The sequence below is a fragment of the Pseudomonas sp. KBS0707 genome (assembly GCF_005937945.2).
In the GTDB taxonomy this organism is placed as follows: domain Bacteria; phylum Pseudomonadota; class Gammaproteobacteria; order Pseudomonadales; family Pseudomonadaceae; genus Aquipseudomonas; species Aquipseudomonas amygdali.
In genome coordinates, this window is record NZ_CP041754.1 from 1,947,181 (window position 1) to 1,970,062 (window position 22,882).

Annotated in this window: 3 protein-coding genes; all 3 read left to right on the forward strand. The window is 62.9% G+C overall.

The window, feature by feature from the left end; translation table 11 throughout:
* Positions 1 to 494 precede the first annotated feature (494 nt).
* The 3 genes from FFH21_RS09225 to FFH21_RS09235 are packed head-to-tail and all read left to right on the forward strand — an operon-like array spanning position 495 to position 22,791.
* Positions 495 to 9,530, forward strand: coding sequence for a non-ribosomal peptide synthetase (locus FFH21_RS09225; RefSeq protein WP_011168195.1), 9,036 nt, complete (start codon positions 495 to 497; stop codon positions 9,528 to 9,530).
* Positions 9,527 to 13,639, forward strand: a complete 4,113-nt coding sequence (locus FFH21_RS09230) for a non-ribosomal peptide synthetase (RefSeq protein ID WP_011168196.1) — start codon at positions 9,527 to 9,529, stop codon at positions 13,637 to 13,639. The genes FFH21_RS09225 and FFH21_RS09230 overlap by 4 nt, the downstream gene beginning before the upstream one ends.
* The gene (locus FFH21_RS09235) at positions 13,639 to 22,791 is read left to right on the forward strand and encodes a non-ribosomal peptide synthetase (RefSeq protein WP_011168197.1); all 9,153 of its coding nucleotides are present in this window, start codon (positions 13,639 to 13,641) and stop codon (positions 22,789 to 22,791) included. Before FFH21_RS09230 ends, FFH21_RS09235 begins: the two co-directional genes overlap by 1 nt.
* Positions 22,792 to 22,882: the final 91 nt, after the last annotated feature.

Consider the following 22,882-nt stretch of genomic DNA (forward strand, 5'->3'; position numbering starts at 1 on the left):
GGGGTTTGTAACTTTTTGTTTGCCTCACTGCCAAAAATCATGGTTATTATCCCGGGCGCTCAGGGCCAAAAACCCCGCGTCAATGATTGCCATGGGGCTACAACCCCGCAGTCGCAGCCGATCGGGTCCACCCTGGCGCTGACACCCGGCGCAGGCCGTTCCCCGTCGTTGACCCTCAAACGGAAGATGAGGTTTCAATTGGTCACGCGGTATGCAAACGTCAGTTCCAAGGGCAGAGCGATCAGTCTCGTCAACGAGCCAGCCACCCCCCTTTCTGTATGCGAGTCGCGCCTTGCCGCGTTCGCCCGTCATTTCTCTGCGATCCCCCCAAGCGCTTCCATGTCTGGTCATGACGTGAGCGCAAGAGCACGCGCCGCACCTTCTCCCTGAGTCTCAAGGTACATCCGGCATTTCCTATGCCGTGCCTGACGGGCGGGACGCTCTGTGCCTCTGTCCGTTCATAAAAATAATCTGCTCACGGACGGTGGTTCCTGATGGTCGACAAATCTTCCTCGCGCGGGACGGGCTTCGCTCGTCCTGATACAGAGCAACCCTTTGCCGAAAACCGGTGTGTACACAGCCTGTTCGAGGCTCAGGTGCGGCGCAATCCCGACGCCATAGCCGCGCGCTTCGAACAGGACGCGCTTGACTACGCGACGCTCAATACCCAGGCCAATCGTCTGGCCCATTACCTGCGCAGCCTCGGGGTCGGGCCGGATGTGCGTGTCGGTGTGTGCCTGGAGCGCTCGCTGGACATGCTGGTCGGCGTGCTTGCGATACTCAAGGCGGGCGGCGCTTATGTACCGCTCGACTCCGCTTACCCAAAAGCGCGTCTGGCACACATGCTGGCGGACAGTGCACCGCGTGTGCTACTGAGCCATGCAGCGGCGCGTCTGGCGTTGTTGGCGGCGCTTGAGGAGTGTGCGGCGTCAGCGCCGCTGCTTGATCTGGCCGATACCCGGCTGTGGGCAGCGCAACCGGTAGACAATCCGGACCCGCATGCGGTCGGGCTCACGTCGCGTCATCTGGCTTATGTGATCTACACCTCGGGCTCGACCGGCACACCCAAGGGTGTGATGGTCGAGCATCGCGGGCTGATGGCGGTGAGCGCTGCATGGGAGCGGCTATACGCACTGCACAAACCCCTCAATCACCTGCAAATGGCCGGGTTTTCCTTCGATGTGTTCAGCGCCGATCTGATTCGCGCACTGGGCTTTGGCGGCACGCTTGTTCTGTGCCCGCGCGACACGCTGATGGACCCGCGCGCGCTGTATCGCTTGTTGAGCGAGGCGCGCATCGATTTTGCGGACTTCGTGCCTGCGGTGCTCAACCCGTTGCTGGTCTGGGCCCAGGAGACGGGGCACGACCTGTCTTTCATGAGCACGGTGGTCTGCGGGTCGGACATCTGGACTGCCCATAGCGCGCGGCAACTGCGCAGGCTGTGTGGCGAGCGCGTGCAGATTGTTCAGGCCTATGGGGTCACTGAAGCAAGCATCGACAGCACCTGTTTTGAGTTCGATAGCAACAGCCACGTTGATGCGGTGCTGCCCATCGGGCGGGCGTTGGCCAATACACGGATTTACCTGCTCGATGCGTTTGCCGAACAGGTTGCTCCAGGTGTTACGGGGGAGCTGTATATCGGCGGCGCAGGTGTCGCACGCGGCTATCTGAACTTGCCGCAATTGACCCTTGAACGCTTTGTCGACAGCCCGTTCGTGACCGGTGAGCGCTTGTACCGCACCGGCGACCTGGCGCGTTATCGCGCAGACGGCAACCTGGAATTTCTCGGGCGTAATGACTCGCAGGCCAAGCTGCGTGGTCTGCGTCTGGAGCTGGGTGAAATCGAGGCGCGTCTGGCCGAAGTTACCGGCGTGCGTGACAACCTGGTGGTGCTGCGTGAGGACAGCGTCGGTGTGCCCAGGCTGGTCGCCTATTTTCACGAACAGGCTGATGCAGGGCTGACGCCGAAAAGCCTTCGCCAGCACCTGCAACTCAGCCTGCCGGACTACATGATCCCCGCAGCGTTTGTGCGCATGGACGCGCTGCCGCTGACCGCCAACGGCAAGCTGGACCGTAGTGCATTGCCGGAACCGGGTGCCGATGCGTTCGATCAACACGCGTTCGAGGCGGCTCAGGGCCCGCTGGAAACGACACTCGTGGCGATCTGGGCCGAGGTGCTGGGCGTGGAGCGGGTCGGTCGTCAGGATCACTTTTTTGCGCTTGGCGGCCACTCGCTGCTGGTGATGCGCGTGCTGGCCAAGGTTCGGCAGACATTGCGTCTGGACGTGTCGCCGTCTGCGCTGTTTGCCGCCCCCGTGCTGCAGCAGTTTGCTGAGCAACTGAGCAGCGCCTCGGGCAGCGCTCGTCCGCCCATCACAGTCATAGAGCGTTGCGGCGCACACGCGTTGTCGTCTGCCCAACAGCGGCTGTGGTTTCTGGCGCAGATGGAGGGCGGCAAAGCGGCCTATCACATGCCGTTGAATCTGCGCCTGCGCGGACCGTTGCAGATGGCTGCACTGCAAAGCAGTTTCAACCGGCTGGTGGCCCGCCATGAGGCGTTGCGTACCACGTTCATCGCCGTCGAGGGTGAGGGGCGGCAGCGGGTTGCTGCGACGGGGACGATTGCTGCATTGCCGATCATCGAACTGCATGGCGAGCCTGATGCCCAGGCGCGTCTGCTTGAGCTGATGGACGAGGAGGGCAGCAGGCCGTTCGACCTGGCGGTCGGGCCGCTGATGCGCGTCAGCCTGGTGAAGCTGGCCGAAGACGATCACGTGCTCCTGCTGACCCAGCACCACATCATTTCGGATGGCTGGTCGATGGGCGTGCTGACGCGTGAGCTGGGGGTGTTGTACGAAGCAGCCCTCCACAAACAGGCCGACCCATTGCCGCCCCTGTCGATCCAGTACGTGGATTACGCAGTCTGGCAACGCCAGTGGTTGTCTGGCGAAGTGCTGGAAGCGCAGCGACGTTACTGGCGTGAAACGTTGAGCGGTGCACCCGTACTGCTGGAGTTGCCTACCGATCACAAACGTCCAGCGGTCCAGAATTACCGTGGCGGCTTCGTGCCGCTGATGTTTGACCGCGCGCTGACCGCACGGCTGCGCGCGTTGGCAACGCAACAAGGCACCACGCTGTTCATGAACCTGCTTGCCGCCTGGTCGCTGTTGTTGATGCGCCTGTCGGGGCAGGACGATGTGGTTATCGGTGTGCCTTCGGCGAACCGCAGCCAGCAAGAGCTGGAGGGCTTGATCGGTTTCTTCGTCAACACCCTGGCCTTGCGCATGACCCGCTCCGCAAGCCCGACCGTGGCAAGCTGGCTGCAACAGGCGCGCCAGGTCGCGCTTGCAGCTCAGGAACATCAGGACCTGCCGTTCGATCAGGTGGTGGAAGTGCTCAACCCGCCGCGCAGTCTGGCTTACAGCCCGGTCTTTCAGGTGCTGTTCGCCTGGGAACAGCATCAGGATTCGGACCTGACGTTGTCCGGACTTGACGTCAGCGTGCTGCAAAGCAGTCAGCCAGTGGCCAAATTCGACCTGCAACTGGCGCTCAGCGAGCGTGACGGGCAGATAGTCGGCGGTCTGGAATATGCTTCGGGCCTGTATGAGCCCGAGACCGTGATGCAGATGGGCGAGTACCTGCGCCGCATCCTGACACAGATGGTCGAGGACAGTGAGCAGCCCCTTGCGACGGTCGCCTTGCTGAATACCGAGCAACATCGCCAGATTGTGCATGACTGGAACCGCACTGAACGCGACACCTCGCGGCAGCCCGATTGTGTAACGCGCTTCGAGGCTATCGTGCAGCGCGTGCCCAATGCCGTGGCGTTGCTTGCCGATGAGCAAGCGTTGACCTATGCCGAGCTGAATCAGTCTGCCAACCGGCTGGCACATTACCTGATCCAGCAAGGTGTAAAGCCCGAGCAGCGCGTGGGCCTGTGTCTGGAGCGCTCGGCGCAGATGGTTATCGGTTTGCTGGCCATTCTCAAGGCCGGTGCCGCTTACGTGCCGTTCGATCCCGCGTACCCGGCCGAGCGGCTGGCGTTCATGTTCGGTGACGCCGCACCGACCCTGCTGCTGACTCAGGCCTCCCTGCGCGCAGACCTGCCGCCGCTGCGCGACACGCTGTCGATCTGCTGCCTGGACGTGGATGCGCAGCAGTGGGCGCAGTGTTCCGCTTCCAATCCGCACGTGCCCGTCAGCCCCGGCAATCTGGCTTACGTGCTCTACACCTCCGGCTCGACCGGGCGGCCCAAGGGCGTGGCGCACAGCCGTGCCGCGCTGGACAATCTGATCGCCTGGCAACTGGAACAGGCACCTGTTTCGCAACGGGTGTTGCAATTCGCCTCGTTGAACTTCGACGTGTCCTTTCAGGAAATCTGCAGCACCTTGTGTCAGGGCGGCAGCCTGGTGCTGATGAGCGAAACTGCTCGCAAGGACCTCGCTTCACTGCGCCCGACGCTGGTGGCCGAAGGCGTACAACGGGCGTTTCTGCCCTTTGCCGTGCTCCAGCAACTGGCCGGTCTCAGCGAGTCCGATGCCGCGCGTCCGGCGGATGGCTGTGAAATCTTCACGGCCGGCGAGGCGTTGCTGATCAATGATGAACTGCGTGCCTTTGTTTGCGGCCTTGGCGGTGCGCAGTTGCACAATCAGTACGGCCCGACCGAAACCCATGTGGTCAGCCAATTCAGTCTTAACTGTGACGAAGCCGGACAGTGGCCGGATGCGCCACCGATTGGCCGGCCTATCGCCAATGCGCGTCTGTACGTGCTGGACGGCGACTTGAACCCGGTGCCGGTCGGTGTGGCCGGGGAGTTGTACATCGCGGGCACCTGTCTGGCCCGTGGCTACCTGAATCGTTCGGCGCTGAGCGCCGAACGCTTTCTGCCGAACCCGTTCGATCCGCAGCCCGGCGCGTGCATGTACCGCAGCGGTGACCTGGCGCGGTTCCATGCCGACGGCAACGTGCAGTATCTGGGACGGATCGACCAGCAGGTCAAGCTGCGCGGCTTTCGCGTCGAACTCGGCGAGATCGACAGCCTTCTGCAACAACAGCCGGGCGTGCAGGAAGCGGTCGTGCTGCTGCGCGAGGACATGCCGGGCGACAAGCGTCTGGTGGCTTACGTGGTGGGCCCGGCAAGCGCTGAAACCCTGCGCGCCGAGCTACAGCGCCACCTGCCGGAACACATGGTCCCGACCGCCTGGGTTTCCCTGGCGCAACTGCCACTGACCCGCAACGGCAAGCTTGACCGTCCGGCCCTGCCTGCGCTAGAGCGCCAGAACGCAAGCACTTACGTGGCCCCGCGTGATGAGACCGAGCGGCAGATGGCGCAGATCTGGGCCGAGGTGCTCAAATGCGCGCAGGTCGGCCTCCACGATAACTTTTTCGACCTGGGCGGGCATTCGCTGCTGGCCACGCGAATGGTCTACATGATCAACCAGCGCATGGGCGCGCAATTGTCCCTGAGCAGCCTGTTCAAGACGCCTGTGTTGGTGGATCTGGCAGAGCAGGTACGGCTCGGGCGTGGCGAAGGCCATTTGGTTGAAACGCCGTTTACCCCGATTGAAGCTGATCGCGGCGCACGTTACGCGCCATTTCCATTGACCGATATCCAGCAAGCGTACTGGTTTGGCCGCGAGTCTTCGGTCAGCCTCGGCGGTGTCAGTGCCCACGGCTACGAAGAACTGCGCATTCCCGGCCTCGACGTGCCACGTTTCGAGCAGGCGCTGAACCGCATGATCCAGCGGCATGACATGCTGCGCGTGGTGTTTCGCAGCGACGGCACACAGCAGGTTTTGGAAGACGTGCCGACGTATTGGATGCCACGCAGTGATCTGCGCGGCTTGCCCGTCGCCGCTGCGCAGCAGGCCCTGCAAGACACTCGCGAACGTCAGTCCCATCAGGTGCTGGACGCCAGTTGCTGGCCGCTGTTCGAGTTCAGTCTGTCGTTGCTCGATGACAGCATCAGCCATCTGCACATCAGCCTTGATGCACTGATCGTCGACGCGGCGAGCACGCAGATTCTGGCTCGCGAACTGATGGCATTTTATACCGACCCGCAGTTACAACTGCCTGAGCCGGGTTTGACCTTTCGCGACTACGTGCTGGCCGAACAGCGCCTGCGCAGTGACCGCCGCTACGAACAGGCGCTGGGCTACTGGCGCGAGAAGGTTGCCACGCTGGCACCCGCACCGGACCTGCCGCTGGTGTGTCAGCCGGAAAGCATCAGCCAGCCGCACTTTACCCGCCGCGACCGCGAACTGTCGGTGCAGCAGTGGTCGCGACTGAAGGAACTGGCCAGACAATTTGCCGTGACGCCGTCGGTGATGCTGCTGACCGCGTTCAGTGAAGTGCTGGCGCTATGGAGTCGGCAGCCGCGCTTCACCTTGAGTCTGCCGTTGTTCAACCGCATGCCCTTGCACGCGGATGTCGATGACATCATCGGCGACTTCACCTCGCTGATCTTGCTCGAAGTCAGCCTCGAAGCGGCAGCGAGCTTCACTGACAAGGCGCGTGCCGTGCAGGCAAGGTTGTGGCAAGACATCGACCATTCAGTGGTCAGTGGGGTCCGAGTGCTGCGCGAGCTGTCTCAGGCCCGTGGTGTGCAGCAGACCGCCATGCCGGTTGTCTTCAATAGCACGCTGTCGGAGGCGGCGCCGGAACTGGCCGAATTCAATCTGGCCGACGCCCTGAACGCCGAGCACATGCACAGCATCACCCAGACCCCGCAGGTGTGGCTGGACCACACGTTGCTGGAGCTGGAAGGGCACCTGCTGTTCAACTGGGACAGCATCGACGAATTGTTTCCGGTGGGCATGATCGAGCAGATGTTCGTCGCCTACAACGCGCTGCTGGACCGTCTGCTGGCGCCGGATGCCTGGAGCGCCAACACCGCGCAGCTGATACCGCTGGCACACTTGCCTATGCCGGATGCCGCTCCTGTCGACTCGGCGCTGATGCACGAATTGTTCGACCGCCAGGCGCTTGCTGCCCCGGACGCACTGGCAGTGATCGGCACGCAGCGCCAGTTGAGTTATCGACAGCTGCGAGCCGAAGCGCGGCATCTGGCGGCGCGGCTTCAGCGTATGGGCGTGGTGCCCAACAGGCTGGTCGCGGTGGTCATGGAACGTGGCTGGGAACAGGTAGTGGCAACCCTGGCGATCCAGTACGCAGGCGGTGCCTACCTGCCGCTCGACCCGACGCTGCCGACGGAGCGTCTGGAGCACATTTTGCAGCGTGCCGAAGCGAGTCTGGCCCTGACTCAGCCCGCACTGCTGCAACGTATCGAATGGCCCGAGCAGATCAAGGTCATCAGCGTGACCGACCCGGTCATTTCCGGCGATGCCATTTCCGATCAGCCTGAATTGCACGCTGTAGACCTCACGCCAGACGACCTGGCCTATGTGATCTACACCTCGGGCTCGACCGGCATGCCCAAGGGCGTGGTCATCGATCATCGCGGTGCGGTCAACACGTTGCTCGACATCAACCGGCGTTTTGCCGTCGGTGCCAGGGACCGGGTGCTGGCGATTTCTTCGCTGAGTTTCGACCTGTCGGTCTATGACTTCTTCGGCATGCTGGCTGCGGGCGCTGCGGTGGTGTTGCTCGAACCGCAGCAGGCGCTCGACCCGGCGCACTGGCTGGCGCTGATCGAGCGGCATCAGGTCAGCCTGTGGAATTCGGTGCCAGCCTTGTTCAGCATGTTGCTGGAGTATGCCGAAGGCGAGCGCAGTGCATTGCCGTCGAGCCTGCGGGTAGCGATGCTGTCGGGCGACTGGATTCCCCTGACGCTACCCGAACGCGCCTGGGCGTTGCAGCCGACGTTGCAGCTGATCAGCCTGGGCGGGGCGACCGAGGCGTCCATCTGGTCGATACTGTATCCGCTGCAACAGGTCGATCCCCACTGGCGCAGCATTCCCTACGGCAAACCTCTGGATCACCAGCGCTTCTATGTGCTGGATGATGCGTTGCAGGTTCGCCCGACGTGGGTGGCCGGTCAGTTGTATATCGGCGGTATCGGTCTGGCAAAGGGCTATTGGCGCGATGAAACCCTGAGTGCCGGGAGCTTCTACGCTCACCCGCTGACGGGCGAGCGTTTGTATCGCACTGGCGATCTGGGCCGTTGGTTGCCCGATGGCAATATCGAGTTTCTCGGTCGCGAAGACACCCAGGTCAAGGTTCAGGGGCATCGTATCGAGCTGGGCGAGATCGAAGCTGCGCTCAATCGCCATCCCGGCGTGCAAAGCGCCGTGGTGCGGGTGTTGGGCGAAGCGCTGGGCGAGAAGCGGCTTGCGGGCTACGTACTCAAGGCCGATGCCTCGTTGCAGGCCAGTGATTTTGCCCAGTACCTGGCAGACAAGTTGCCCGCCTACATGGTGCCGAGCTCGTTTACCTTCGTGCAGGAATGGCCGCTGTCGGCCAACGGCAAGGTCGATAAGAAACGCCTGCCGGAGCCGACGCAGTCTCAGACGTCAGGTCCCGCGCTTGAAGTCGAAGGGCCACAGGAGCAACAACTGGTGACGATTGTGCAGGGCGTGCTCAAGCGTCCTTCGATTGCTGCCGACGCCAATCTGCTGAACCTGGGCGCAACCTCGATCGACATTGTCAGGATCAGCAATGCGCTGTCTGGCGAGCTGCAGTTCCGCCCCAACGTTGCGCAATTGCTGGCGCAGCCGACCCTGCTCAATCTGCTCGGCATGTACCGCCAGACTCTGGCCGATGGCAGCGTGGTCGACAGCGTCCGGCAACGGGCAGCTTCGCCCGAGCAGGTGATTGAAGATCCGCAGCAGCGGGCGCGCTTCAAGGCCGATCAGCGTGGGCGTCGGAACTTCACCGCACAGGTTCCGGGGCTGGACCTTGCGCGCCCGGATGACCCGGCGTTGGTGCGGCGCTTCAGCGATTACCGCTCGGTACGTCAGTTCGCTGCGCAGCCGATCCCTACCGAGGCGTTCGCCGGCTTGCTGGCCAGCCTGGCCCAGGGGCAACTGGATGGAGAGATCAAGTACCAGTTTCCGTCCGCAGGCGGCCTGTACCCGATTCAGAGCTACCTGTACGTCAAGCCGCAGCGGGTAATCGGTGTCGCAGCGGGTGCCTATTACTACGACCCGGTTCAGCACCGCCTGCTGAGGCTGGACATTGACGTGCTGGACCCGGACACCTACGACTATTTCGTCAATCGTCCGGTGTTCGAAAACGCTGCGTTCTCGCTGTTCTTCATCGCCGACATGGCCGCAATCCGGCCGCTGTATGGCGAGCGCAGTCGCGACTTCTGCCATATCGAAGCCGGAGGCATGGCGCAATTGCTGACCATGACTGCGGTGGAGCAGGGCCTTGGCCTGTGCGGCATGGGCTCGCTCGAAGAGCAGCAATTGTCGGCGCTGTTCGACCTGGGACCGAATCATCAGTTGATCTACTCGATGGTGGGCGGCCTGCGCACTGCTGATGAACATCGCCGCACGCAGATCGAGGCGTTCGCTTCTGCTGCGGATCAAACGGACGACGCCAGCGACATGGAGGAGATAGAGATATGAATGCCTATCAATTGCTGGAGTTGTTCGGTCGTCATGCCGTGGTGCTTGAAGTGGACGGCGAAAAACTGCGTTGCAAGGCTCCGCGCGGGTTTCTCAATGACGAGATGTTGCAGGCACTCAAGCAACACAAGGCAGAGCTGATCGCTTTGCTGAGCGGCACCGACCCGGCGGCGATCCCCCGTCGTGCTGTCGGGCTAACGGCGCTGCCGCTGTCCTTTTCGCAACGCCAGCTATGGTTTCTCGACCAGATGGAACCGGGCAATGCGTTCTATAACGTTCCCACTGCGATCTTGCTGAAGGGCACGCTGGATGTGCCGGTGCTGGAAAAGGCGCTGAACGAATTGATCATGCGCCACGAAATGCTGCGCACCACGTTTGCCAGTGTGGACGGCGAGCCACGGCAGATCGTGCACCCGGTGATGGCGCTGGCGATGCCGAAGGTCGACCTGCGTGACCTGTCGCCAGAGGCGCGTGAAGTGCAGGTCGGAATGGCTGTCGATCGGGAGGCCAAAGCGCCATTCGACCTGGCCAGCGGCCCGCTGTTGCGGGCTTCGCTGCTGCGTCTGGCCGATGACGAGTATCTGTGGCTGTACAGCGTGCACCACATCATCGCCGATGGCTGGTCGATGGGAGTGATCCTTCACGAAGTGAGCACCTTGTATGGCGATTTTCTGCGCGGTCAGGCGTCCAGTCTGGCACCGCTGGCGGTGCAGTACGCCGACTACGCCTGCTGGCAGCAACAGCGTCTGAGCGGCGAGGCGCTGGCGGGGCAACTGGCTTTCTGGCAGCGCACGCTGGCCGACGCGCCGCCGCTGCTCGACATGCCTGCCGACCGACCACGCCCGACCGTGCAGCGTTACGCTGGGGCGACCTTCAGCTCGACAGTCGATGGCAGCACCTTGCGCGGTCTTAATGCACTGGCCAGACAAACCCATGGCACGCTGTTCAACGTGTTGATCGGCGCGCTTTCCGTGCTGCTTTGGCGCCACAGCGGTCAGCGGGACCTGTGCATCGGTACGCCGTTTGCCAACCGCAGCCGTCCTGAAATCGAGCCTCTGATCGGCCATTTCGTCAACACCCAGGTGATTCGCCAGCGTCTCGATGCGCAGCAGACCTTTGCTGAACTGTTGCGCGAGGTACGTGCCACGCTGCTGGATGTCCACGCCCATCAGGATGTGCCTTTCGACCGGGTGGTCGAGGCCGTCAACCCACAGCGTGATACCGGTTATTCGCCGTTGTTTCAGGTGATGATGGTGCTACAGAACACTCCGGGTACCGCTGTGCAGATGCCGGGGCTGAGCATGACGCCATATGGCACCGGCAGTGCCACGGCCAAGTTTGATCTGGCCTTCGAATGGGTCGAGCGCGACGGTGCGCTGAACCTGTTGGTGGAATACAACACTGATCTGTTTGATCAGGCCAGCATCGAGCGCCTGAGTGGGCATTATCGACACCTGCTGGAGCAGGTTGCGCTGGACCCGAAACAGCCGGTCGGCGCACTGACGCTGATCACTGACGCCGAACGTGAACAGATTCTGCACGGCTGGAACAGCCCGGCGGCGCTGACGCAGCCTGTCGATTGCGTGCATCGCCTGATCGAAGCTCAGGTAGCGCGTCGCGAAGATGAGTGCGCGGTCATTTTCGAAGGTCAGTCACTGAGTTACAGCCAGCTCAACAGCCAGGCCAACCGACTGGCGCAGCACTTGCTCACCCTTGGCGTCGGCCCGGATGTGCGCGTAGCCGTCTGTATCGAGCGCTCGCTGGAACTGCCGGTGGCTTTATTGGCGGTGCTCAAGGCCGGTGGCGCCTATGTGCCGCTGGACCCGGATTATCCATCAGGACGCTTGCGTCATATTCTCGACGACACTTGCCCGGTGGTGTTGCTTGCTCTCGGGCCGACGCGCAAGATTCTCCGCGATGCCCTGCAAGGTGCAGACTGCGAGGTGCCGATCCTCGATGTGCAGGCTGATGCCGCGCTCTGGGCTCAATGCTCGCCAGACAATCCAGACCCGCAGCGTGTCAGGGTCAACGCCGACCATCTGGCGTACGTGCTTTACACCTCGGGCACTACCGGCCTGCCCAAAGGGGCGATGGTCACGCACCGGGGGCTGAGCAACCTGCTGCTTTGGTGTCAGCAGTTCTGTGGCGAATCCGGAAGCATGCTGCACAAGATTCCATTCGGTTTCGACGCTTCCGCCTGGGAGCTCTTCTGGCCGCTGCTCACGGGCGGCCGACTGGTCATCGCCCGTCCCGGCGGGCATTTCGAACCCGGTTATCTGGCGCAGGTGGTGCGTGAACAAAGCGTCACCGCGATGGTATTTGTCCCGGCCATGCTGCAACTGTTTCTGGAGGTCGAAGAGGTCAGCGCCTGTCACTCCCTGAAGGATGTGTTCAGTGGCGGCGGGGAGCTGTCGCCCGCAGTGGCCAGACTGTTTCAGAAGCGTCTGCCGCATGCCCGCTTGCACAATGTCTATGGCCCGACCGAAACCACAGTGATCAGCAGTGTCTGGACGCTGCAGCCTGGCGCAGAGGTTCCGCCGCGCCAACTGCCCATCGGCCGACCTATCGCCAACACCCGTTTTTATGTGCTCGACGAGCGCAATGCGCCAGTTCCAGCCGGTGTTACCGGTCAGTTGCACATTGGCGGCGTCGGTGTTGCGCGGGGCTATATGGGATTGGCCGAACTCACAGCCGAGCGGTTTATCGACAACCCGTTTGTTGCTGGCGACCGGCTTTACCGCAGTGGTGATCTGGCGCGCTATCGCCCGGACGGTCAGCTGGAGTTTCTCGGTCGCAATGACTTTCAGGTCAAGCTGCGCGGCATCCGCCTGGAGTTGAGTGAAATCGAAGCGCGGCTCGACTTGTTTCCCGGCATCCGTAGCAGTGTGGCACTGATCGTTGGCGATACCGCGCAGAACCAGCGTCTGGTGGCGTGCTGTGTCGCCGACGGCGCAGTGGACGAGTCCGCGCTGCGGGCTCACTTGGCGACGACCCTGTCCAGCGCCGTCATGCCCGGCGCTTATCTGTGGCTGGACGCCTTGCCGTTGACGGTCAATGGCAAGGTCGACCGTGTGGCTCTCGCGACACTGGCCGATCAGGACCTGGCCGAACGGCAGGTCAACCTCGGCAGCCCCAGGGACCATATCGAGCTGGCGTTGTATCAGATCTGGAAAGACCTGCTGCTGGTGCCGCAAATCGGCATCCGCGACAACTTCTTCAACGTCGGCGGCACCTCGATTGCGGCGATCAAGATGGCCTACGAGATCGGCCGGGCCTTCGCCGTCGAAGTGCCGGTGCGTGTGATCATCGGCCACCCGACCATCGAGGCGCTGGGCGGTTGGCTGCGTACCGGGGCCAGCCTGACTTCGGCGCAGGGCAACCTGATCGAATTCCGCCGCGGTGCCGGGCAACGCAACGTGGTGTGCATTCACCCGGCGGGCGGCACTGCGTTCTGCTACCTGTCGCTGGCCAAGGAACTGCCGGACGCTATCGGTGTGTACGGTGTGCAATCGCCGGGGTTGAACCCTGGAGAGAGCACCGAGCCGAGCGTCGAAGCGATGGCCGACGCCTATCTACGGCGCATCGCGCCATTAACGTCTCAACCGCTGATACTCACCGGGCTGTCGTTCGGCGGTCTGGTGGCTTACGAAATGGCCCGGCGCCTGACGGCTGCTGGCAATCGTCAGGTCACGGTGGTGCTGCTCGATACCCAGGGCTCGGATGATTCGGGGTTTCGGCAACAGATCGGCACCGTCGACATGGCTGAATTTCGCGACAAGCTGGTGCGCTTCAACGGCATGTACCCCGGTATCGAAGACGCTCAGGTCGAGCGTTATTTCCACCTCTACAACCACAACCGCCTGGCAATGGCTGCTTACGAATGCGAACCGCACGCCGGGCGCATCGTGCTGATTCAGGCCCGTGAAGGCTTCAGCCGCGCGCAGTTGCATGAGCTGCGCAGCTTCTGGCGTCGCCGCGCGGGTAACGGTTACAAGGCCCAGCTGGTGCACGGCGGGCACTGGGACATGCTGGAAAGTGCCGAGGTGCATCGGGTCTCGCAGACGCTCAGGCAGGAATTGCAACGTTTCGACACGCAGGAGGCGCAATGATGAGCAGCCACAAGGAGGGTATGGTCCGGCACCCCGCGACTCTGCTGTTGCGCTTTGCCGAGCAGGTGCGACGCAATCCCGAGGCACTGGCGGTGATCGATCAGCACGTAAGGCTGAGCTACGCGCAACTGGCCAGCGCCAGCGAGCGCATCGCCAGGGGGTTGCTGGCACAAGGCGCAGGGCGCGGTGATCCACTTGCCCTGTGCATGCCGCGTGGCTGGCAGTGGGTGGCGACAATCATGGCGGCCCTGAAGGTGGGGGCCGTCGTGGTGCCACTGGATCGCGCCAGCCCGCTACGGCGTCGGGAATTGATGCTGGAAGATGGCAGGTGTGTCGGGCTGGTTACCCTGGGTCAAGATTCTGATGCCGTTTCGACGCTGCGTGGCTGGCACATCAGCGTCGAGGCGCTGCTGGATTACCCTGATCAGCCGCCGCAGCCTGTGCCTGATGACTTCGCCGAGCTGAGCTTTCTGTTCTACACCTCGGGCACCACCGGCACACCCAAGGCAGTGGAAGTGGGCGAGCGCGGCCTGTTGCGTCTGGCCCGGGCCGACAGCTACATCGAGATTCGTGCAGGCGACCGTTTCGCCTGCCTGTCCAACCCGGCGTTTGACGCCTGTAACTTCGAACTGTGGGCACCGCTGCTCAATGGAGGTTGCTGCGTCATCATTGCCGACGCAGACCTGCAGGACGCACGGCGGCTGGCCACAGTGCTGGAAACACAACAGGTCGATAACCTGTTCATGACCGTTTCGCTGTTCAACACGCTGAGTGCGGATGACCCCGGCTGTTTTGCCAGCCTGCGCCAGCTACTGATCGGCGGCGAGCAAGTCAGCGCCGCTGCGGTGCGCGCCTGGTATCAGGCCAATCCCGACAGCCGCTGCCGGATTTTCAACGCCTACGGACCCACTGAATGCACCACCTTTGCGCTGTGCCATTCCATTGCCCGAGACTTTACCGGTGATACGGTACCAATTGGCCGGCCATTGCCTGACACAGGCGTGCGTGTGCTGAGCCCGGAACAGCGACCTGTTGCTACCGGCGAGGCGGGCGAGCTTTACCTGAGTGGCAGCGGGGTGGCACGGGGTTACCGCCACCGTCCCGCAGAGACCGAACACAGTTTCGTGCGCCTGCCCGCGCTCGACGCTGCAGACACACTTTATTACCGCACCGGCGATCAGGTGCGGGTCAATGCCGAGGGGCTGATCGAGTACCTGGGCCGCGTCGACAGACAGGTGAAGGTGCGCGGTTTTCGTATCGAGCCGGGTGAAGTCGAACAACGCATTCTGGACCATCCGCGGGTAGTGCAGGCGCATGTCTGTACCCGCAGGCAAGCGGCCGAAGACCATCAGTTGCTGGCGTTCATCGTGCCACGCGAAGGCCTGGACTATCGCGAGTTGGACCAGCACCTGCGTGAACACCTGGCGGCATGGATGCGCCCGCATCAGCTGTTTCTGCTTGAGCGTCTGCCGCTGACTGCCAATGGCAAGATCGATCAGCGTGCGCTGCTGGAGCAGCCCTTGAAACCATGGCGACCGCAAGCCTGCTCACTGCCTGACGATCAGCACTCGCCCGCACTGGACTGGCTGTTGACCCAGGCCCGCAGGCTGTTGGCACAGCCCGGCCTCAACGGCCAGGATGACTGGCTGGGCAGTGGTGGCGACTCTCTCAAGGCCATGCGCCTGCGCTCTGCAATCCGCACGCACTGGCGACGCGAAATTATGCTGGGTGCGGTGCTGGGCGAATCGTTCGCAGCACTGGCCGAACGCCTGAGAGATGAACAGGGCGCTGCGTCTGCCTATCCACCCGCGCCACCCGTCAACAGGTTCGGGCGTGCGCCAGCCACTGCCGAGCAAAGCCGCCTGTGGCTGATGCAGCAACGCACGCCGCAAGCCACGGCCTACAACGTGCCGCTCATTCTGCACCTTGCGGCGGGCATTCAATTGCCCGCGCTGGCCGAAGCCGTGCAGCGCCTGCTGGCCCGACACAGCGGGTTACGCACGGCCTTCGTGTCCGTGGCCGACGGGCTGTATCAGGAGGTTTGCGAGCGAGACGTGCTGTGCCGCACCTTTGCTGTGGGGGCGTTCAGCGAACAGACCTGGCGTAGCTTCGCTACGCTGGTGTTCGATACACCCTTCGATCTGGCGACATCAGCCCTGTGCCAGGCCTGGCTATTGCCGTTTGCCGATGGCAGTTGTCGCTTGCTTATGAACCTGCACCACATTGTCATCGATGGCTGGTCGATGAACCTGTTGTTCGATGATCTGGTGCAACTGTACGACGATGCGCTGCACGGGCGGGCAAATGCGGAGCCTTTGCCTGGGCTGGGCACGCTGGAATTTGCGCTCTGGCAACGGCAATGGCGTGTCGACCCGCACTATCGCGACCAGCGCCGTGCCCTGGCCGGGTTGCATCGCCAGCAGCCAGCATGTTCTCCACCGCTGGTGGCGGTTCGCGAACCAGGCCCGCAGGCACGGCTGTACCGCCAGCCGCTGGGGGCCATGCGCAGTGCCGCACTGGATCGGTTTTGCAGCCAGCAACGCGTCACCCGCTATGAAGTGTTGTTCAGCGTTTATGCCTGGAGCGTGTACACGCTGACTGGCTGCGAACGGCCGCGAATCGCCAGCCCGGTCTCCAACCGTCCATTGACCGAGTTCGAAGACGCAATCAGCATGTTTGCCAACACCGTGCTGATCCCGACGGTACTCGACAACAGCATGACGCTCGACCAGCAGATGCACCGCCAGACTGGCACAGTGCGCGAGGTGCTGGCCTTGCAGGACGTCGCCCTGGCTGATCTGGTCGAAGACCTGCGGCTGTCGTCGAGCAGTGCGTTGTTCGATTTCATGTTCGTGCTGGAAAACACCGACTACGCCAGACTCGCTCGTACCAGCTTGCGAGCGACGTTCGAACTCACCGAGACCGTGCAGGCCAAATGCCCGCTGACCTTGTCGGTGGTCGATGCCGGTTCGCAACTGGAATGCTGGTGGGAATACCAGTGCAGCTATTTCGACGCCGTACAAATGACTTCCGTCAATCAGGTGTTTCAACAGGGGCTTGATCTGCTCCTGGAAAAACCTTCGGCCATCCTTGACGATCTGCTCACGCCGTACCGCTTCAGCCTGCCGCCCGCCAGTCAGGGTGGCAGCGATGAGGCTCCGTTCGGCACCCTGGCCGACTGGTTCGAACATCAGGTCAATTGCACACCGGATGCCCCGGCGCTGGTCGCTGATCAGCAGCGTATCAGCTATGCCGAACTGGATGCGTTGGCCGACACCCTGGCGGCGACTCTGGTCGAGCGATGCCCATTACCGGAAGGGTATGACGCACCGCTGCAAGTGGTGCTGTACCTCGAAGCGTCGGTCGAGCACATCGTGGCCTTGCTGGCGCTGGCCAGACTCAACCTGACGGCCGTGCCGCTGGACCCTGGTTATCCACTGGCGGTGCAGCGTCAGGTCATGCAGCAGGCACAGCCGTGTTGCCTGCTGTACAGCACTGTCACCGAGGCGGCACTGGATGAATTGAATGCTGGTCGGGTGGCCCGTCATCGGGTCGACCTGAGCGCTGCGCCACGGTCATTCGAACGTCGCCGTCACGCGGGCGAGCGACCGTTGTACACGCTGTTCACGTCCGGCTCGACGGGTACGCCGAAAGGCGTTCAGGTGCCGGACCGAACCCTCTGCAACCTGTTGCACTGGCAGCGTAACCAAGGTCAGTTGCCAGCCAGGTCGGTGACCCTGCAATTTTCCATGCTGTCGTTCGATGTGTCGTTTCAGGAGATTTTCAGCACCCTCTGTGGCGGGGGCTGTTACCACTTGATTAACCCGCGCTGGCGGCAGGATGCCCAGGCATTGTTGAGCTATCTGCAGCAGGCGCGCATCGAGCGGCTGTTCCTGCCGTGCGTGGCCTTGCAGCATCTGGCGCAGACGGCAGTCAGCCAGGGCGTTTACCCGCAGGCGTTGCGTGAGGTGATCACGGCCGGCGAGCAACTGCTCTGCACCGATGCACTGCGCAGCTGGTTTGGTGGCATGCCGCAGGCACGTCTGTTCAATCATTACGGGCCGACCGAAACCCACGTGGTCAGCGCCTGGCGTTTGCCAGCGGCGGTTCAGGACTGGCCACTGCGAGCGCCCATCGGGCTGGCGGTGAACAACGCGCAGCTGCTGCTGGTGGACGAACACGACCGGCCAGTGCCAGTTGGCAGCCGGGGTTATCTGCTGGTGGCGGGGCCGATGATTTCGCGCTGCTACCTGGCCGACCCGGCGCTGAATGCCGCGCGGTTTGTCGAGTTGCCGCAGCCCGAGGGCAACATGCTGTTCTACCGCACCGGCGACCTCGCCCGGGCTGATGCCGATGCCTGCCTGCACTACCTTGGCCGTGACGACCAACAGGTCAAGGTGAGTGGCCAGCGTCTTGAGCTGGGGCAGATCGAAGCCGCACTGATGCAGGACGCTCAGGTGAGCAATGCGGTGCTGGCCATGCACGGCCAACCGCCACGTCTGGTGGCCTGGTTGCAGGTCGAAGGCACGCCGCCTGACGTGCAGCAGCTGGATCGCCAGGTCACGCTGCACTTGCCTGCGCATGTGCGTATCGACGAATACCGCTGTGTCGATGCCTGGCCGCGTACGCCCAGCGGCAAGATCGACCGAAAGGCGTTGAGTTCGCTGGGCGAGGCACTGCAACGGCGTCGCAGTGCACTTGCGCAAGTGCCGCTGAGCGCGCTTGAACAGCAACTGAGCGAGTTGTTCGTGGCGGTCATCGGCCGTGATATCGAGCTTGATCAGACCTTCTTCGAGGCCGGTGCCACCAGCCTCGGCCTGATGCGCCTGCATGCCCGTTTCAACGAACAACTGCCACAACCAGTGGCGATGGCAGCGCTGTTCGAACATGTCACTGTGCGCCGTCTGGCGCAGCATCTTTCGGCCTCGCCATCGGTTTCAGTGGCGCGTGCGCAAGGCTCCGATGCTGGCGAGCAGCCGATGGCAATCATCGGCATGTCGGTGAATGTGGCGGGGGCCGGCAACCTCGCCGAGTTCTGGGCAATGGTCCAGGGAAACGAGTTGGGCATCGAGCTGTTCGACGCCGCCGATGGATTGGTCGGCGCGCGTAGTCAATTGGCGGGGATGCTGGATTTCGACCCGGAATACTTCGGCATCAGCCTTCAGGAAGCGCGGCTGATGGACCCGCAACAGCGGCACCTGTTGATGGGCTGTGTGCAGGCGCTGCAACATGCTGCAATCACGCCCACAGCCGATGGCCCACGCATTGGCCTGATCGCCAGTTGCGGCGAAACCACGTATTTCCAGCAAATGCTGCGCGAAACCGCCGAGGGCGATCTGCCGGACGGCTTTCAGATGGCGTTGCACCACGACAAGGACTTTCTGGCCACCAAGGCGGCGTACCACTTGGACCTCGGCGGCCCGGCGCTGAGTGTTCAGGCAGCGTGCGGCAGTTCGCTGATTGCAGTGCACCTTGCGGCGGCGATGCTGCGCCAGGGCGACAGTGATGTAATGCTGGCCGCCGGGGTGCTCGTCGACCCGACTCTGACGAATGGCTACCGTTATCGCCCGCAACACATTTTCTCTCGCGACGGGCTGTGCCGTCCTTTCAGTGACGATGCCAGCGGGACTATCGGGGCCAGCGGCTATGGGGTGGTGGTGCTCAAACCGCTGGCCCGCGCCCAAGCCGATGGCGACCGAATCTATGCGCTGGTCGAGGCCTCTGCGCTGAACAACGATGGCCGGGCCAAGATGAGCTACACCGCGCCGTCGGTGGCGGGGCAGAGCGCGGTGATCAGTGAGGCCCTGCGCAAGGCAAGTGTCACAGGTGCAGACATGGGCTACATCGATGCCCACGGCACAGGCACGCTGCTGGGCGACCCTATTGAAGTGGCGGCACTGAGCAAGGCGTTCGGCGCAACGCCCGCTGCCAGTTGCGCTTTGGCGTCAGTGAAAAGCCAGGTTGGCCATCTGGGCGCGGCAGCGGGTGTGGTCGGGCTGATTCGTGCGACGCTTGCGGTGTTTCATGGGGTGATCCCGCCCAATCTGGGCTTCGCCCGGATTAACCCGCAAATCGACCTGCAGCACTCACCGTTCTACATACCCACCACCTCACGGCCATGGCCCGAAGGCCGTCGGCGGCTGGCCGGGGTGAGCAGTTTCGGTATCGGCGGCACCAACGCGCACGTGATTGTCGGCGCGCCGCCATCGCAGGCAGACAGCGCCGAGGAATGCCCGCCGTGCCTGCTGCTGTCGGCGCACAGCCGTACAGCGCTGGAGCGGGACGTCGCGGCAATCGATGCGTGGCTCAATACCTTTCCCGAACAACAGACCGCGCTGCTGCGTTACCTGCAAAATGGGCGACGCGCATTGCCCTGGCGCTTTGCGGTGATCTGCCAGCAGGGTCAAACGCTGCGTTTGCAACCTTCTTCGATCAAACGGGTGACGATCTCGGACCTGCGTCTGAAGGCCAGTGAGCACTCGCCGCAGGCGTTGCTGGAAGCCTGGTATGCAGGGGCCAGTATCGAGGTGGCGACGCGTTCGGCACCGCCACCGTGGAACTTGCCGCCCTCGGCGTTCGACCTGCAGACCTTCCGCTTCAAGCCATCTGCCGATGTCGAGCAGCCGCCGCAAACCGCTGAGCGCGAGTTAATGGCGGACTGGTTTTATCAGCGCCAGTGGCAGCGAGTGCGTCGTCTGGGCACACAACCGATTGGCGAGCGTCGCGACAGGCTGGTGGTGTGCAGTCACGAGCGCATTGATGCCGCACTGCTTGGCAGCCTGCAGGGCGTTTATCGGCACGTCATCGAGGTGCAGGCCGGTAATGGTTATCAGCAGCTTGGCCCGAACCTTTATGAGCTTGATCCACTGGACCCGCTGGCGTTTAGCCGATTGATCGCCGAGCTTGATCAGAGTGGGCAGGTGGCGACCGAACTCGACTGGTTGCATGCCTTGCCACTCTCGGTTGGCGGGGTGGTCAACGAGCAAAGCCTTGCCGCCGCGCAATGGGCGTGTCTGGACACGCTCAGCGCGTTTTTGCAGGCCTGGGGGGAATGCGCACAGAAGACCGCTTTGCGACTCTGGCTGCTGTCCTGGCAGGCGTGCCCGGTAAATGGTCAGGTCATGCGTCCGGAACTGGCGGCGCTGGCAGGTATTACCGAAGTGGCCCCGCAGGAATACCCGATACGCTGTCACTGGCTGGATCTCCCCACTGCGCAATGGGGCAGCCAGGCGCTGCAACTGGCGTCGCTGCTTGCCGAACCGACATCGCTGCCACGGCGCATGGCCATTCGTGACGGTTATCTGTGGCAACCACAACTGCAGCCCGGCCCGCTCGCGCTGCCAAAGGTCGCTTCGAATCTACTGCCGGTAAATGGCACGTTTCTGGTGCTCGGCGGCACAGGAGGCATCGGCCGCACGTTGTGTGAACACTTGCTGCGATCAAGCCAGCGGCGGGTAGTACTGCTGTCGCGCCGTGGGGAATGTCCGCAGGAGCTGGGCGATTATGCCGCGCGTATCGATAGCGTTCAGGCGGATATCGCCGATTTGGCACGCTGGCCCAAGGTGCTTGAGCAACTGCGCGAGCGTTATGGACACTTCGACGGGGTAATCCATGCTGCCGGGACCGCAGCAGGCAGCCTGATTCGTCAGCGCGATGCTTACCTGCTGTCTGAAGCGATGGCGAGCAAGACCCGCGGCATGCTGGCGGTCGAAGCGTTGATCGAACAGATGACGCCAGGGTTTGTGCTGTACTGCTCATCGATGTCGGCGCTGTTCGGCGGTGCCGGACATCTGGATTACGCCGCCGCCAGTGCGGTGCTAGACGGCTTCGCCCATTATCGCCCGAATGCCGAAAATGGCTGCGTGCGCCTGGGTATCAACTGGGATATCTGGAGGGAAACCGGTATGGCCGCTGCCAGCGGCATCGGCGATGAAGCGCATCAGCGGCATCTCGCGGTCGGCATGTCGGCGCAAGAGGGCTGCCAGGTATTCGACGCCGCCATGACTGCACAACTGCCGCAATTGTTGATTTCGACGACCGATCTGAACACCGCACGCCAGTTTTACCCGGCTCGTCATAGCGGTGCTGGCTTGACGCTGGTCGACACTGCGCCAGCCGTTGCGGCAGAAACCGGTCTGCCGGAGCGTCTGCATGGCTGCCTGTGCAAATGGCTTGGCGTAAGCGCTCTGGATCCGGATGACTCGCTGTACGAGCTGGGCGCTGATTCCCTGACCTTGCTGGACCTGATCGACGAATTGCAGGCCGCGACGGGTGTGGTATTCCAGTTGTCACAGTTCAGCCACAAGGTCAGCCTGCGCGAGGTACTGGCGCTGGTGCAGTCAGCGCAGGGCGGTGCGGCTGCAGTCGAAGACCAATGGACCGACGCGGTTAGGATTGACCAATGGCATGCGGGGGCTGACCGCGAGCGCCTGTACCTGATCCATCCGGTGGGCGGCGATGTTCAGGCGTATCGCGAGCTGGCCTCGGCGCTGCACCCTGATCTGGGTGTGTGGGTAATTGCCGACCCGGCCTTGCGCCTGCCCGAGCTGCCGAATATCAGCCTGGCCGAACGGGCGCAGCTGTATCTTGACGCGTTGCAGGCCCATCACCCCGACGGCACAGCATGGCGGCTGGCCGGCTGGTCGTTCGGCGCGTGGGTGGCGCAGGCGATGTGCAACCTGCTGGCGGACGGTTGCGAGCAGCCGTTGCTGTACCTGATCGATCCGCCTGCGCCGGACGCTGGCACCGAGCTGGCGCGGATCGACGAAGAACATATTCAGCAGGTCTTCCAGCGCGAGTTTTCTGCACGGCGGGCCCTCAACACTGCCGCCAGCACGGCCAGTGAAGACGCATCACGTTACCTGCAAAGCCTGATCGTCTGCTGCCAGAACAACATGGCGAGCATGGCTGATCATCGGCCCGCGCAACTGATTGATACCAGAGCGCGATTGTTCATTGCCACGCGTCCAAATCCATATGGCATGGGCAGCGCCTGGCAAATGGCAGACCTGCAGCGTGCCTGGCAAGACCTGTTGCCGCACCTGCTGAGCTGGCAGCCTCTGGACACTGATCATTACGGCATTGTCGCAGCGCCGTGGGCGCAATTGATTGCCGAGATGATCAACGCAGACCTGCCAGCAGGGGAGGGCTGAACGCGTTACCGGCACGCTTTTCAGACGGGGCTGATGTCCCGGTAAACCAGTTACGGACATGGTGATCGACCATGCCAACCATTCAAGGGTG